The organism is Exiguobacterium aurantiacum, assembly GCF_024362205.1.
GTDB classification, from domain to species: Bacteria; Bacillota; Bacilli; order Exiguobacteriales; family Exiguobacteriaceae; genus Exiguobacterium; species Exiguobacterium aurantiacum_B.
The window spans coordinates 967,764-982,160 of the sequence record NZ_CP101462.1 but is presented as its reverse complement, the minus strand read 5'-3'; the positions used below and the strand labels follow the sequence as shown (position 1 = coordinate 982,160).

Annotated in this window: 14 protein-coding genes and 1 riboswitch; of the genes, 4 read left to right on the top strand and 10 right to left on the bottom strand. The window is 52.8% G+C overall.

The window, feature by feature from the left end:
* Window positions 1-33: 33 nt before the first annotated feature.
* From NMQ00_RS05130 to NMQ00_RS05120, 3 genes are all read right to left on the bottom strand, one after another.
* Complete coding sequence (locus NMQ00_RS05130; RefSeq protein WP_255178222.1) at window positions 34-696, bottom strand: methionine ABC transporter permease; 663 nt, start codon at window positions 694-696, stop codon at window positions 34-36.
* Window positions 686-1,714, bottom strand: coding sequence for a methionine ABC transporter ATP-binding protein (locus NMQ00_RS05125; protein WP_255178221.1), 1,029 nt, complete (start codon window positions 1,712-1,714; stop codon window positions 686-688). The genes NMQ00_RS05130 and NMQ00_RS05125 overlap by 11 nt, the downstream gene beginning before the upstream one ends.
* A 78-nt stretch (window positions 1,715-1,792) precedes the next feature.
* Window positions 1,793-1,898, bottom strand: a riboswitch (SAM riboswitch).
* Window positions 1,899-2,352: 454 nt separating this feature from the next.
* Entirely contained in the window at window positions 2,353-2,610 is a 258-nt protein-coding gene (locus tag NMQ00_RS05120; RefSeq protein ID WP_255178220.1) for a thioredoxin family protein, read from the bottom strand.
* A 187-nt stretch (window positions 2,611-2,797) separates the two neighbouring features.
* Between NMQ00_RS05120 and NMQ00_RS05115 the strand changes: the two genes are divergently transcribed.
* Window positions 2,798-3,850, top strand: coding sequence for a PTS sugar transporter subunit IIC (locus NMQ00_RS05115; protein WP_255178219.1), 1,053 nt, complete (start codon window positions 2,798-2,800; stop codon window positions 3,848-3,850).
* A 42-nt stretch (window positions 3,851-3,892) separates the two neighbouring features.
* Here NMQ00_RS05115 and gcvH read toward each other — a convergent pair whose 3' ends face one another.
* From gcvH to NMQ00_RS05085, 6 genes are all read right to left on the bottom strand, one after another.
* On the bottom strand, window positions 3,893-4,276 hold the full coding sequence (gene gcvH / locus NMQ00_RS05110; RefSeq protein ID WP_021065488.1) for a glycine cleavage system protein GcvH: 384 nt from the start codon (window positions 4,274-4,276) through the stop codon (window positions 3,893-3,895).
* A 39-nt stretch (window positions 4,277-4,315) separates the two neighbouring features.
* Window positions 4,316-4,678, bottom strand: a complete 363-nt coding sequence (locus NMQ00_RS05105) for an arsenate reductase family protein (RefSeq protein WP_255178218.1) — start codon at window positions 4,676-4,678, stop codon at window positions 4,316-4,318.
* Window positions 4,679-4,723: 45 nt separating this feature from the next.
* On the bottom strand, window positions 4,724-5,452 hold the full coding sequence (locus NMQ00_RS05100) for a hypothetical protein (protein ID WP_255178217.1): 729 nt from the start codon (window positions 5,450-5,452) through the stop codon (window positions 4,724-4,726).
* An 87-nt stretch (window positions 5,453-5,539) separates the two neighbouring features.
* Window positions 5,540-7,324 carry an acyl-CoA dehydrogenase family protein gene (locus NMQ00_RS05095; protein ID WP_255178216.1) on the bottom strand — a complete coding sequence of 595 codons (1,785 nt, stop codon included), beginning with the start codon at window positions 7,322-7,324 and terminating at the stop codon, window positions 5,540-5,542.
* Window positions 7,325-7,337: 13 nt separating this feature from the next.
* Entirely contained in the window at window positions 7,338-8,510 is a 1,173-nt protein-coding gene (locus NMQ00_RS05090; RefSeq protein ID WP_255178215.1) for an acetyl-CoA C-acetyltransferase, read from the bottom strand.
* 19 nt (window positions 8,511-8,529) lie between these two features.
* Entirely contained in the window at window positions 8,530-10,941 is a 2,412-nt protein-coding gene (locus NMQ00_RS05085) for a 3-hydroxyacyl-CoA dehydrogenase/enoyl-CoA hydratase family protein (protein WP_255178214.1), read from the bottom strand.
* Window positions 10,942-11,154: 213 nt separating this feature from the next.
* On the opposite strand from NMQ00_RS05085, the gene NMQ00_RS05080 reads away from it, so the two are divergent.
* The 3 genes from NMQ00_RS05080 (at window position 11,155) to NMQ00_RS05070 (ending at window position 13,365) form a co-directional block, all read left to right on the top strand.
* Window positions 11,155-12,057, top strand: a complete 903-nt coding sequence (locus NMQ00_RS05080; protein WP_255178213.1) for an SDR family oxidoreductase — start codon at window positions 11,155-11,157, stop codon at window positions 12,055-12,057.
* A gap of 123 nt (window positions 12,058-12,180) precedes the next feature.
* Window positions 12,181-12,735: a YcxB family protein gene (locus tag NMQ00_RS05075; RefSeq protein WP_255178212.1), complete on the top strand. Its 555-nt coding sequence runs from the start codon at window positions 12,181-12,183 to the stop codon at window positions 12,733-12,735.
* A 57-nt stretch (window positions 12,736-12,792) separates the two neighbouring features.
* On the top strand, window positions 12,793-13,365 hold the full coding sequence (locus NMQ00_RS05070; protein ID WP_255178211.1) for a YcxB family protein: 573 nt from the start codon (window positions 12,793-12,795) through the stop codon (window positions 13,363-13,365).
* A 15-nt stretch (window positions 13,366-13,380) separates the two neighbouring features.
* On the opposite strand, the gene NMQ00_RS05065 is transcribed toward NMQ00_RS05070, so the two are convergent.
* Window positions 13,381-14,298 (bottom strand): proline dehydrogenase family protein, encoded by a 918-nt coding sequence (locus NMQ00_RS05065; protein WP_255178210.1) that lies wholly within the window; start codon window positions 14,296-14,298, stop codon window positions 13,381-13,383.
* Window positions 14,299-14,397 lie beyond the last annotated feature (99 nt).

Here is a 14,397-nt window from a genome sequence, read left to right as displayed (position 1 = left end):
AAACCCCTCCAAATTTTCTTTTTATGATTTTGATTAAGCGGAACGCTTATCGATTTTTGTTACGAGACGATCTCCGATGAATTGAATAATGAAGACAATCACCAAAATTAATACGGTCGCGACGAACGTAACGTCGTTTTGGGAGCGTTGGAAGCCGTCTAGGAACGCTAGCGTACCAAGTCCACCACTTCCGATTACCCCTGCCATTGCCGTATATCCAACGAGAGCGACAATCGTAACCGTAATTCCCGACACGATGGCTGGTAATGCTTCCGGGAATAAGACTTTATAAATAATTTGCCATTTCGTCGCACCCATCGATTCGGCCGCTTCGATTACCCCGCGATCAACTTCACGTAAAGCGAGCTCAACCATACGGGCATAAAACGGTGCTGCACCAATAATGAGTGCTGGTAGCGCCGCTGTCGGACCAAGGATGGTTCCGACAATCGTTCGTGTGAACGGAATGAGCAAAATAATTAAAATGATAAATGGAACGGAACGGAAGATGTTAACGAAAGCCCCGACGATTGAATAGATAAAACGATTTTTTGTCATCAACGGTTCATTTGTTATATAAAGAAGCATTCCAAGACCAAGACCAAATACGAAAGTAGCCGCACCTGCGACGAAAGTCATGTAAAGCGTATTCCATGTCTCTAGCATCATGACTTCCCAATCTACGTTAGGAAACATCGTTTTCAACCTCCACTTCGACTGCTTTTGATCGAATCGAGGCGATAGCACGTTCAATCTCTGTTGGTTCACCAATCAATTGAATAAACAGTGTTCCAAGTGCACCGACTTGTGACTGCGTCACTTTTCCGCCGATGATGTTAAAGCCAATTTCGTGACCTTTTAACACTTCGGATAAGATCGGTTGTTCGGCCGTCTCATTCAAGAACTTGAGCTTGACGATTTGACCGCTCGGATAACGGGCTTTCAAGTGCTCGAACGTGAGCGACATGTCTTCGACCGCGCCGATCTGTTTGACGAACTCTTTCGTGATCGGCTGTTCCGGATGTTGGAACACGTCGGCGACTTGTCCGGTCTCGACGACCTTCCCTGCCTCCATGACGGCGACGCGATGACAAATCTTTTGAATGACGTGCATCTCATGGGTGATGAGGACAATCGTCAATCCGAGCTTCTTGTTGATGCTGACGAGCAGTTCAAGAATCGAATCCGTCGTCTTCGGGTCGAGGGCGCTCGTCGCTTCATCGCAGAGGAGCACTTCTGGATTCGTAGCGAGCGCACGGGCTATCCCGACTCGCTGCTTTTGGCCGCCCGATAGTTGTGACGGATAGCTGTCTTCTCGTCCAGCCAAGCCGACGAGATCGACAAGTTCTTGGACGCGACGTTTACGCTCGCTCGCCGGTACCCCGATGAGCTCGAGCGGGAAGCTGATGTTCTCAGCGACCGTGCGCGACCATAATAGGTTGAAGTGTTGGAACACCATCGAGACGTTTTTACGTACCCCGCGTAGTTCCTTCGGCGTGAGCTTCGTCAGCTCGCTGCCGGCGACCACGATATCACCGCTTGACGGTGCCTCGAGTCGGTTGAGCAATCGGATGAGCGTCGACTTCCCCGCCCCCGAATATCCGATTATTCCAAAAATTTCGCCGCTTTCGATAGTAAGCGACACATCATCGACCGCCTGGACCCGACCGTTTTTCGTGTCGAACCATTTGGCCACATTACGTAGTTGAATCAATCCATTTCCCTCCTGACAACAAAAAAAGTACGCACGTTTGAGCAAACGTGCGTACTTTATCGGTACGGACAACGATTGCTCTCATCTTCCAAGGTATACACCTTGCTGGAATTAGCACCATTTCGGATTGCTCCGCGGTTGCTGGGCGTCATAGGGCCAGTCCCTCAGCCTCTCTTGATAAGAGTGGTTGTATTTTCGATTAGCTTTATCATAGCGACACATTATTTTCATGTCAAACTATTTTTTTCAGACAAATTAAAAAAAGGTGCCATCCGAGGATGACACAGAACGTAGCACCTTGAGTCACTGAAGGACAACCCATAGATGAACCTCTTTTGCCCGATCAGAGCATTCATCCTTATATGGGGGATTTTTACCCGACCATCACTCGGTCTTCGAACGGACCATGCAATTACACGACCGGTGTCTCGACGCTTGATTTTTTTGGGGGACAATCGAAGGGACGGTCCACCTGAAATCGCGTAAGCTCATGCAGCGGTTGTTCGAAAACGTCTTGCTGACGGGAAAATCTCGTCCTATGTTGTGTTCAAGTAAGATGTTGTAATGAATATATCATTCGTGAACTTTCTGTGTCAACTGATTATTTAAAATTTTCAGATTATTCTAATTATCCTATCTCATTTGACGAAAGATAGGACGTGTTGAACGTTTTGAAACGCGTATAAACGATCGCGAACTTGGCCATTCTCCAGCTTCAACAGTGCCGGGACGCTCATGACTTGATACGCCTCGAGCTCGTTCGGGATAAAGTTGGCATCGCGTTTTTCAATAGTCAATTCCGGGTCGACCGCCTCGACGACCGAGAGCATCCGCTCGGCCACGGCGCATGTACCGCACATTGGGGCGTATATATATAACAATCCGTCAGTAATCATTGTTCTCACCTCTTCTATAAGTATATGAATGCGGACCGATCTGTTCAAAAGTTGTGCTCAAATGGAAAATTCTGAACATTTCAACATTTTGTATTGACGCTCGCTGAAAAGAGGCATAGTATGGTCATTAACTTTATCGCTTTTGTACATAACAGCAAACCAGTAGAAAAGGACAGGTGAATCCCCAATGACGGAAGAGAAGCTTACCGGAAAACAATTTTTAATGAACGTCTTGAACGGCCTCAGTCTTGCCATCCTCATCGCCCTCATCCCGAGCGCCTTGCTCGGTGAATTGACGAAAGCCATCTTGCCTTATTTTCCGTCCTTGCAGTTCATCTTAGATGCAACGACGATCGCGATGCGCCTCCTACCGGTTATCATCGGTGTCGCCGTCGCCATGCAATTCGGACGCTCGGCGCTCGAGGCCGGTACGATCGGTATCGCGACCCAAGTCGGAAGCGGCGCCATCCGCATCGAGGAAGGCGTGTTCCTCATGGCCGGGATCGGTGACGTCATCACGGCCGGCGTGACGGCCGCCCTCGCGACGTTCCTCGTCATGCAACTGTCGCCACGCTTGAAGACATACACCGTGCTCGTCTTGCCGATGACGGTCATCGTCGTCGCCGGAGGCATCGGAGCGTTCCTGCTCACATACATCTCACAGATCACGACGTACGTCGGGACGATCATCATGACGATGACGGAACTGCAGCCGGTCGTGATGGGCATGTTGATCGCGATGGCGTTCTCGCTCATCATCGTCTCGCCGATTTCGACGGTCGGCATCGCCACGGCGATCAGTCTCTCAGGCGTCGCGGCTGGGGCGGCCAACCTCGGCGTCGTCGCCGCCGGCTTCGGCCTCGCCATCGCCGGTTGGCAGATGAATGCGACCGGAACGTCGATTGCCCACTTCCTCGGGTCACCAAAGATTCAAATGGCGAACTTCGTCCGTCGCCCGATCATGATGCTGCCGGTGCTCGCCAATGCGGCCATCCTCGGAGCGCTCGCCGGGATCCTTCGCATCGAGGGCACACCGATCAGCGCCGGGTTCGGCGTCTCCGGTCTCATCGGTCCGGTCAACGCCTTGCATTTGATGCCGGGAGGCTTCGCGCTCTGGAACGTCATGCTCGTCGTCGTCTTGTTCGGACTCATCCCAATCGCACTCGGGATTCTGTTCTATCGTTTTTTCAACCGGACGTCGCTCATCCAGCCTGATCATTACCGGCTCGACTTCGATTAATCAAAAAGACCCGGCTTCTCGTAAAGAGAAACCGGGTTTTGTTTAGCCTTGAATCATTGCTTCGTATTCTTCGGCTGACATGAGCTTGTCGACGTCCGACGCGTCGTTCAACTCGACTTCGATCATCCAAGCGCCTTCGAACGGTGCTTCGTTGACGAGTTCTGGTGAATCGGCGAGTGATTCGTTCACCGCTGTGATTTTTCCAGAGATTGGAGCGTAAAGCTCTGATACGGTTTTGACCGATTCGACCGAACCGAACGGCTCATCGAGTAAAATCGTGCCGCCGACTTCAGGAAGTTCGACAAAGACGATATCCCCTAGTTCGCTTTGTGCGAAATCCGTGATGCCGATGCGGGCCACGCTTCCGTTCACTTCAACCCATTCGTGCTCTTTTGAATAACGTAAATTGGCAGGTACTTTGCTCATCTTAACTTCCCCCTCAAATGAATTAGACTCACACGAGTATTATAGCACTTCGCCCCAAACGTCTGTAAACGACTTTTCTGAAAATCCGACAGTTGATTTTTGACCATCTGTCACGATTGGACGCTTCAAAAGCATACCATTGCTCGCGAGAAGCTCGAGTTGTTCGTCTTCTGATAGATTTGGCAGCTTGTCTTTGATGCCTTCATTCCGATACACTTGCCCGCTCGTATTGAAGAATTTTTTGAGCGGGAGACCCGACTGTTTCCATAGTTCGGCCAGTTCATCTTTCGATGGTGTCGCCTCGACGATATGGACGTATGTATACTCGACGTCGTTCTCTTTCAACCACTTCTCTGCTTTTTTACACGTACTGCATGGCGGATAGCCATATAGTGTCACCATGTTCATCACCTCTTCTATAAATGTAGCACATTCCGAATCGACCATTCACGCTTCAAGCAAACGCTCAATCTCTCGCTTCAACGACGCGTTCACCGGATGACGCGCCTCGATATAACCGAGAATCGCAGCTGCCGCCTCGACGGAACGCCCATAGCCGAGCACGCCTTGCTCAAGGAGCCTGATCACGTCAGGATGCCTTACCTCGACCCGTCGCGTCGAATTGAACGGGTCGCTCAGCTCACCGTGCGCTTTCAACACGTTATCGATCGCCGCGACTTGGATGAGCTGATGTCCGGCGATCCGCTCGCCACGTCGCTCCCGGAGCAATCCGACATAGAGGTTCGTCAGCGCCTCTTCATAGCAATACGCGGCGCCAGGGACGTCTGTGACGACGTTAGGCGTCGCGAAGGCGTGGAGCGCCTCATCCCGTTCCCAGACGACACGACCCGGCGTATAGGCGATCCCAGGCATCTCCACGACTTCGAACACGGCGAACTCACCGTAAATGCCGTCCTCGTACATAATCTTATGCCCGTCTTTCGTGTTTTGGAACTGGTACGCCAATGGCTCGACCGTGAGCCAGTCCAAATTGTCGATAAAACGTGCCTTATGGCCGTCCTCGACGATCAAAAAGAAATCGAGGTCCGAATAGTCATCGAGCCGGTCCGTCTCAAGTCCGATCGAACCGAGCGCGAGTAACATGAGCGTCCCATCATGCTTGGCGACCGAGCGGCCGATTTGATCCATTCTTTCTAATAATTCTTTACGTCTCATCCAATCCCCTCCTCGTATCCATTGTACGGCTCGCGGACATCAAAAAGAAAGGGCGACCGCGTCCGGTCCACCCTTTCTCTCGCTTGCTTACACGATAAATTTGTTCGCTTTGATGAGGCTCGCTGCGACTTCGCGCTTCGTGCCGATGACGTTGATCGGCTGGTAGCGGCTGAACTTCTTCATCGCTGACAAGAGCATGCGCTGCTCGTCGCCCGATGCGGCCGCATACAACACTTCTTTCGCCATCAGTTCGACTTGCTTGAACACTTGCTCGGCGAAGATTTCTGTATAGCGGACTTTCTGTCCGTTCTTCTCAGCGCCTGTACGGGCGATAGCTTTATCCGTCCGCGCGATGGCCGCTTCAAGCGCATAGATGGCGCTGATGATGTCGGCGATCTTCGCGAGGATCTCTTGCTCGTTCTGGAGGTTTTGCTGATATTTCTGGACGGCCGTTCCGGCGATCATCAAGTTGATCTTCTTCATATTCGACAAGAGCATCTTCTCGCGTGCGAGCGGTGAGCCGTCGAGCTCTTGCGGCATGTAGCTCATGAGCTCTTTTTGGAGCTTTTGCGCTTCTGCGAGGAGCGGCAAGTCGCCTTTCATCGCTTTCTTGAGGAGCGTGCCCGGCACGATCAAACGGTTGATTTCGTTCGTTCCTTCGAAGATCCGGTTGATGCGTGAGTCACGGTACAAGTTCTCGACTTCATATTCGGTCATGAAGCCGTAGCCGCCGTGGATTTGGACCGCTTCGTCGACGACGTAGTCGAACGTCTCCGAGGCGAACACTTTGTTGAGTGAGCATTCGATCGCATACTCGGCGATCGCTTGGGCGACTTTCGATCCGTCACGCATGTTGTCGTCGCCGAGAGCGTCGAGGCTGTCTTGGAACAGACCGCCCGTCCGGTAGACCGAGCTCTCCATCGCATAGATGTTCGCGGCCATCGTCGCTAGTTTTTCTTGGATGAGCGGGAACTGGCTGATCGGCGTCTTGAACTGTTTACGCTCGTTCGCGTACTGGACCGAAAGATCGAACGCACGTTTCGATGAACCGACCGCACCGACCGCCAGTTTATAACGACCGACGTTCAAGATGTTGAAAGCGATGACGTGGCCTTTGCCGATTTCTCCGAGGAGGTTGTCGACTGGGACTTCGACGTCTTCTAAAATGAGCGTCCGTGTCGATGATCCTTTGATTCCCATCTTCTGTTCTTCGGCCCCTGTCGAGACACCGTTGAAGTCACGCTCGACGATGAAGGCGCTGAACTTGTCGCCGTCGATTTTCGCGTAAACGACGAACACGTTCGCGAAACCAGCGTTTGTGATCCATTGTTTCTCCCCGTTCAATACGTAGTGCGTGCCGGCCTCGTTCAAGACGGCCGTCGCTTTCGCACCGAGTGCGTCCGACCCTGAGCCTGGCTCTGTGAGCGCGTACGCCGCGATCCATTCACCGGTAGCGAGCTTCGGCAAGTACTTATGCTTTTGCTCTTCTGTCCCAAAGAAGACGATCGGGAGCGTCCCGATCCCGACGTGGGCGCCGTAGCTGAGGGCGAATGAACGCGCTTTGGCGAACCGCTCCGTGATGATCGATGAGGAGATTTTATCGAGCTGATAGCCGCCGTACTCTTCCGGCACGTCCGCGCCGAGGAGTCCGAGCTCGCCCGCTTCTTTCAACAGTTCGACCGAGAGATCGAACTCGTGTTTCTCGATGCGGCCAAGGACAGGCATGACACGGTCGTCGACGAAGCTCGCCGTCGTGTCGCCAATCATTTTGTGCTCATCTGAGAAGTCTTCCGGTGTGAATAAACGATCCGCGTCGAGTGCGTCGATGACGAAGCTACCGCCTTTAATCAATTCGTGTTCTGTACGTTCCATAGTCAATTCCCCCTTATAGTAATTCGAAGACTCCAGCAGCACCCATTCCGCCACCGATGCACATCGTCACAACCCCATACTTTTCATTGCGCCGTTTCATCTCATGCAAGATCGAGACCGCGAGTTTCGCGCCCGTGCAACCGAGCGGATGCCCGAGGGCGATCGCGCCGCCGTTGACGTTCACTTTCGACGGGTCGATGCCGAGTTCACGGATGACGCCGAGCGATTGGCTCGCGAACGCCTCGTTCAATTCGAACAATCCGACCTCTTCCAATTTCACGCCGGCCATCTCGAGCGCTTTCGGGATGGCGACGACTGGTCCGATTCCCATCACTTCCGGACGGACACCGCCGACCGCGAACGAGAGGAATTTCGCCATCGGTTTCAAACCTTGACGTTCCGCTTCTGCGCGCTCCATGACGAGCACGGCCGCTGCGCCATCTGATACTTGTGACGCGTTCCCCGCCGTCACCGATCCCTTGATTTTGAACGCCGGACGCAGTTTACCAAGCGCCTCGAGCGTCGAGTCGGCCCGGACGCCTTCGTCATGTTTGACGACAAGTTCACGTTCCGCGACTTTCCCGTCCTCGCCGAGCATTTGCTCGACGACCGTGACCGGGACGATCTCTTCTTCGAACTTGCCGCCGGCGATCGCTGCCGCCGCTTTCTGATGGCTGTCGATGGCGAACAAGTCCTGGTCTTCACGCGAGATGTTATATTCGGCCGCGACACGTTCTGCCGTATGGCCCATGCTCATATAGTATTCCGGCGCCGTCTCCATGATCGTCGGGTTCGGACGGATGACGTGGCCGCCCATTGGGACGAGACTCATCGATTCCATACCGCCGGCGATGACCGCCGTCGCTTGGCCGATCATGATTTTCGCTGCCGCGTCAGCGATTGCTTGAAGACCGGACGAGCAGTACCGGTTGATGGTGATGGCCGGTACTTCGTGCGACAAACCACCTCGTACGGCCGCGTAACGGGCGATGTTCATCCCTTGTTCCGCTTCCGGCATGGCGCACCCCATGATGACGTCGTCGATTGGTCCCGTGTAGCCAGACCGTTCGAGCGTCGCTTTAATCGCATGACCCGCGAGTTCGTCCGAGCGAACGTTTCGGAACGAACCACGTTTTGCTTTTCCGACCGGCGTCCGTGCGCCGGCCACGATGACTGCTTCTCTCATCTGTTAAGTCCCCCTTTTGTCAGTTCCGAAGTGGCTTGCCTTTGACGAGCATATGTTGCATTCGTTGCTGCGATTTCGGTTCCCCGATGAGGCTTAGGAACGCCTCGCGCTCGATGTCGAGGAAGTACTGCTCGTCGACCATCGTGCCATATGCCAAATCGCCGCCGCTGATGACGTGGGCAAGTTTTTTCGCGATCTTCAAATCGTGTTCAGAGATATAGCCACCGTAGAACATCTCGTACGCCGCGAGTTCGAGCGTCGCTTTCCCCGTTTGACCGACGACCGGCAACTTCTCACGCACCGGTGCCGTGTAGCCGTCAGCGAGACCGAGCACCGTCTGTTTCGCGTCGAACGTCAAGTGGTCGCGGTTCATCGAGATGCCGTCGACCGGACGGTGATAGCCGAGCGCTTTCGCGTCATAGGCCGACTTCGATACTTTCGCCATGGCGATGTTCTCGAACGTCTGTTGCGCCGCTTTCTCGATGTTTTGCATCGACTTCGGCGTCTGCTCGAGGAGGCGACGGTACGTGTTGAGGTTTCCGCCCCCACCTGGGATGAGGCCGACACCGACTTCGACGAGACCCATATATGTCTCGAGCGCCGTCTGCATGCGTGCGGCCGGCAAGCTGATCTCTGTCCCGCCGCCGAGCGTCATGCCGTAAGGCGCGACGACGACCGGGCGACCCGCGTAGCGAATCTTTTGGACGACTTGTTGGAACTTGTTGATGATCCAGTCGAGCTCGTACCAGTTCTCGTCTTCCGCTTCCATGAGCATCATCGCGAGGTTGGCACCGACACAGAAGTTTTTGCCGTCGTTGGCGAGGACGAGTCCTTTGAAGTCGGTTTCGACGAGGTCAATCGACTGTTCGATCATCTGCATGATGTCGACACCAATCGCATTGTTCGGTGACGTGAACTCGAGGGCGACGACGTCGTCTCCGATATCGATGAGGCGGGCCCCACCATTCTCGAGCACGATTCCGTTCGACTTGGCGAGCGGTGCGAGCTTCACTTCTTTCGGGTTGACGGTCTTCTCAACGTACGTCTGTGACGCTTGGTCGTAATACTGGTCTCCCTTATAGAAGGATGTGTGTCCGGCAGCGAGCATCTCTTCGATCCACGCCGGGACGTCATAGCCTTCCGCTTTCATGCGGGCGACCGATTTCTCGACACCGAGTGCGTCCCATGTCTCGAACGGTCCGAACTTCCAGCCGAAGCCCCACTTCATCGCGTCATCGATGGCGACGATTGAATCACTGATTTCGCCTGTGAGACGAGCCGAGTAGACGAGTGTCTTCGCCGTGACCGGCCAGAGCAGTTGTCCGATGCGTCCTTTGTTCAAGATGGCACCTTTCAGCTTCGCTTTTGAGCCTGGGAGCGACTTGATTTGATCGAGTTCCGGACCTTTAATCGCTTTCAATTGTTCGTATTCGAACGTCTCGAGATTCAGTTCTTGGATGACTTTCCCGTCTTTCTTATAGAAGCCTTGTCCGGCCTTTTGACCGATCCAGCCCTTCTCGACGAGTGTCTTCATTTCAGCAGGGACGTCGAACGTGTCCTTCTCGTCACCGGCGTCGAGCGTCTCATAGACGTTTCCGGCGACGTGGACGAACGTGTCGATGCCGACGACGTCGAGCGTGCGGAATGTCGCCGATTTTGGCCGGCCGATGAGTGGTCCGGTGATCGAGTCCATTTCGCCGATCGAGGCGTTCTGCTTGAGCATCTCTTCGAACGTGACGAGTAGGCCGTACGTGCCGATGCGGTTGCCGATGAAGTTCGGCGTGTCTTTCGCTTCGACGACGCCTTTCCCGAGACGGTCCTCAGCGAAGCGGCCCATGAAATCGATGACCGGGCGCGCCGTCTTCTCCGTCGGGATGAGTTCGAGCAGTTTCAAATAACGCGGTGGGTTGAAGAAGTGTGTCCCGAGGAAACGTGCCTTCAATCCTTCCGGCAATACGCTTGCCATCGCCTCAATCGAGATACCGGACGTGTTCGAGCTGAGAATCGCGTCTTCACGGATGTAAGGTGCGATTTTTTCGAACAGTTGCTGTTTCACGTCGAGCCGTTCGACGACGACTTCGATGACCCAGTCCGCTTCCTTCAAGCGCTCGAGATCATCTTCTAAGTTCCCCACGTCGATGAAGTTCAAGTGCTCCGTTGTCGCGAGCGGTGCCGGGTTTTGTTTCAATAGCTTCTGACGGTTCTCGGAAGCGATACGGCTCCGTACTTCTGGTGACTCGAGCGTGAGCCCTTTCGCTTCTTCTTTCGCCGTCAATTCACGTGGTACAATGTCGAGCATGAGCGAACGAATCCCCGCGTTCGCCAAGTGAGCCGCAATTCCCGCCCCCATTACTCCTGAACCGATGACGACCGCAAAACGGATGTTGCTCGTCAAACGGAGGTCGGCTGATTGTTCGATGTGACTCGTCATATTGTTCCCCCCTCAATGAGAATGAATAGTGATTCATTTCAAGCGTAAAAAAAATCGCAATCACCATCGTGTTTACTCTTCTATCATAAATGAATGACAATTCATTCGCAAGCGTTCATTTTTCAAATTCGTTCCAATTTCGCCGATGACGATTACATTTTGATGAGTGTGGTATAGACACAAAGAGTCAATTTTAGAAAGGGGAATGTATACATGAGTGAGAATCGTTTAAACACAGTGGGGAACCGACAGGATTTTGAGTCGTTCAAAAAGGACGGCCAAGAGCAGGCCCATCAACCGGGGATCGACTCGAAGATGGAGCCGTTCCCAATCTATGAGCGTGAAGGATATAAAGGAAGCGATAAACTAAAAGACAAAGTTGCCATCATCACAGGCGGCGACTCCGGTATCGGAAAATCGGTCGCCATCTTCTTCGCCCATGAAGGTGCGAATACGGTCATCGTCTATAAAGATCAAAACGAGCTCGAGGACGCCGAGGCGACGAAAGAACGCATCGAAGAACTCGGTCAGGCCTGCCTCTTGTTGCAAGGGGACATCGGCGATTCGGACTTCTGCCAAAATGTCGTCAAAGAGACGCTCGAGACGTTCGGCCATTTGGACATCCTCGTCAACAACGCCGCCGAGCAGCATCCGCAGGAGTCGCTTCTCGACATCTCGGATGAGCAACTCGAGCAGACATTCCGCACGAACATCTTCAGCATGTTCTATTTGACGAAAGCCGCCCTTCCATATTTGAACGAAGGCGCGAGCATCATCAATACGACGTCCATCACAGCGTATCAAGGAAACGACCAGTTGATCGATTACTCGTCGACGAAAGGTGCAATCACGTCGTTCACGCGTGCGCTCGCGAGCAACCTTGCCGAGAAGAAGATTCGCGTCAACGGTGTCGCACCAGGTCCGATTTGGACACCGCTCATTCCTTCAACGTTCCCGGCAGACAAAGTCGCCTCGTTCGGTGACTCGGCCGAAATGAAACGTCCGGGTCAGCCGGCGGAACTCGCACCGGCTTATGTGTATCTCGCAAGCGACGACTCGACGTACGTCAGCGGTCAAGTCATCCACGTTAACGGTGGGACGGTCGTAAACGGATAATCTTGTCAGATGGCCCAGTGTTCAGTCACTGGGTCTTTTGTATGGAAAAATCATCCATCCTATGTTAGCGTTGTCTGCAGGCGTCAACCTGTCATTTAGACGAAAGAAAGGAGCCACTACCAAATGATTCATTACCGATTGACACAAGATGATTTTTTTACGTTACAAAAGAACTTCATCAAAAACTCGGTTCCCGATAAACGAAGATCTATACTTGTCACGCTCGTACTCATGTCACTGACCGCCTTTTACGGATTTGCCCTCGCAATCGTCTGGTTACCGCAAACGCTTTCCGCCCCTGTCATCCTCGCACTCGCCGTCAGTGCTGCTGTGGTCCCAGCGCTGCTCTTATTCCCGCTCTTCAAGAAAATATATTTCACGATGAGGTTGAGACAGTTGCGATCCATACTTCGACAGGACTCGAAATGGCCACGTGATGTCACTTTGTCAATCCATGAGAACGGGATTGAAGTCAATTCGCTCCACAATGCCGTTAACAAACGGGTTCAAGTCGCGTGGGAAGCGATTGAACGAGTGAACGAAGACGAGACCCATCACTATATATTCATTGAAGCGGCGGAAGCGGTTATCGTCCCGAAGCAAAACCAGATGCTGAACGAGACGGAGCGAATTCGAATGAATGATCTGCTACAAAAACACTTAGGCATCAGACTCTAAGCGACAAAGCTCTTCAACCAGGACGTATTTATCACGAATCACAAAGGAGTAGATGCAATGGTCACCACGTATAAACTGACGCTTGACGATTTTTTAGAGTTCCAAAACGACATGATTCACCATTCCAATCAATATAAACGAGCTCACAGCATGTGGGTGAGAGCTATGAGTCTCCCGCTTTTCGCTCTCGGGTATGCGGCTGCCTTCTACCTCGTACCGCGCCCCGAATCGACAATCATCTTTATATTGATTACAGTCGGAATCGGGCTGCTGTTCGCGCTATTACTTAGACCGTTGCTAAAAGATTTGTATGCCCCACTCGCCCTTTGGCAAACCCGTCGTATCCTCAACAAACAGGACACTTGGCCAAAAGATGTCACCCTCCAGCTTTCTGATACCCACGTCGAGATGCAGGCTGTCCGTGGAAACGTCCATCGAACGACGCAAGTCCCATGGACATCCATTCTCAAAGTGAGCGAGAACGAGACGCATCGCTTCCTCTATTACGAAGAAGATGAGGCGTTGATTATCCCGAAAGTGAAAGATGGAGTCACGGAAGTTGAACAGAGTGAAATCGAGCGGATCCTCGACAAACATATGAACACAGAAAAGCACACGAGTTCACGTTGAACTCGTGTGCTTGTTTCATTTCTTGACCATTCCTTTTAAGACGAACGCGACGTTCGCCGGACGTTCCGCGAGGCGGCGCATGAAGTAGCCGTACCAGTCACGGCCATATGGCACGTAGACACGGACTTTATAGCCTTGACGGACGAGTTCGAGTTGACGCTCGACCCGGATGCCGTACAGCATTTGGAACTCGAACTGGTCGAGTGGGATATTGTTCAGTTTCACATGTTCGATGACCGCATCGATCATATGGTCGTCATGTGTTGCGATAGAGGCGTAGTTCCCGTTCGCCAGATGGAGTTTGACGAGCTTCAAGTAGTTATGGTCGACGTCTTCTTTCTCCGGGAAAGCGACCGTCGCCGGTTCCTTGTAAGCCCCTTTGACGATACGAAGGTTCGGTTTGAGCGGCGCAAGATGATTGATGTCATCTTCCGAGCGGTACAAGTATGACTGGATGACCGTCCCCAGGCCCTCAAAGTCCGTTTTCAATTTCTTGAACAAGTCGAGCGTCTTCTCGCAACGTGCCTCGTCTTCCATATCGATGGCGACGAACACACCGACTTCTTTCGCCGTCGTCAAGATTTGACGCATATTGTCTTCAATCAACTCGTCCGAGATGTCGAACCCGAGTGACGTCAGCTTGAGCGACATGTAGGCATCGAGCTGCTCTTCGGCCATAATTTCAATCGCTCGGATGATCTCATCACGGTTCTCGTTCGCTTCCGCGACCGTCGTGATGAACTCCCCTAAATGGTCGACCGTGACCGATAGCCCTTTCGCATTCAATTCGCGAATCGTCGGCACCGACGTCTTGAAGTCTTCCCCCGCCACAAAGCGCGAAGCCCCGAACCGAAGTCCGTATTTTTTAGCCAAACTGTTGAGTGTTTTGTTTTGAGACATGTAGATAAATCCATCGCGCAACACTTTTTCCATCTGATTTTCCCCCTTACGTTTACACCCATCTATCTCTATGACGATGTCTGAAATTATTATGACATACAAACGTCAATTCGTCTGTAATTTTGTAATCGT

Bases quoted from the DNA above. Each gene is read 5' to 3' on its own strand.
- NMQ00_RS05130 (WP_255178222.1), bottom strand. From the start codon at position 696: ATGTTTCCTAACGTAGATTGGGAAGTCATGATGCTAGAGACATGGAAT.
- NMQ00_RS05120 (WP_255178220.1), bottom strand. From the start codon at position 2,610: ATGATTACTGACGGATTGTTATATATATACGCCCCAATGTGCGGTACA.
- NMQ00_RS05115 (WP_255178219.1), top strand. From the start codon at position 2,798: ATGACGGAAGAGAAGCTTACCGGAAAACAATTTTTAATGAACGTCTTG.
- gcvH (WP_021065488.1), bottom strand. From the start codon at position 4,276: ATGAGCAAAGTACCTGCCAATTTACGTTATTCAAAAGAGCACGAATGG.
- NMQ00_RS05105 (WP_255178218.1), bottom strand. From the start codon at position 4,678: ATGGTGACACTATATGGCTATCCGCCATGCAGTACGTGTAAAAAAGCA.
- NMQ00_RS05100 (WP_255178217.1), bottom strand. From the start codon at position 5,452: ATGAGACGTAAAGAATTATTAGAAAGAATGGATCAAATCGGCCGCTCG.
- NMQ00_RS05095 (WP_255178216.1), bottom strand. From the start codon at position 7,324: ATGGAACGTACAGAACACGAATTGATTAAAGGCGGTAGCTTCGTCATC.
- NMQ00_RS05090 (WP_255178215.1), bottom strand. From the start codon at position 8,510: ATGAGAGAAGCAGTCATCGTGGCCGGCGCACGGACGCCGGTCGGAAAA.
- NMQ00_RS05085 (WP_255178214.1), bottom strand. From the start codon at position 10,941: ATGACGAGTCACATCGAACAATCAGCCGACCTCCGTTTGACGAGCAAC.
- NMQ00_RS05080 (WP_255178213.1), top strand. From the start codon at position 11,155: ATGAGTGAGAATCGTTTAAACACAGTGGGGAACCGACAGGATTTTGAG.
- NMQ00_RS05075 (WP_255178212.1), top strand. From the start codon at position 12,181: ATGATTCATTACCGATTGACACAAGATGATTTTTTTACGTTACAAAAG.
- NMQ00_RS05070 (WP_255178211.1), top strand. From the start codon at position 12,793: ATGGTCACCACGTATAAACTGACGCTTGACGATTTTTTAGAGTTCCAA.
- NMQ00_RS05065 (WP_255178210.1), bottom strand. From the start codon at position 14,298: ATGGAAAAAGTGTTGCGCGATGGATTTATCTACATGTCTCAAAACAAA.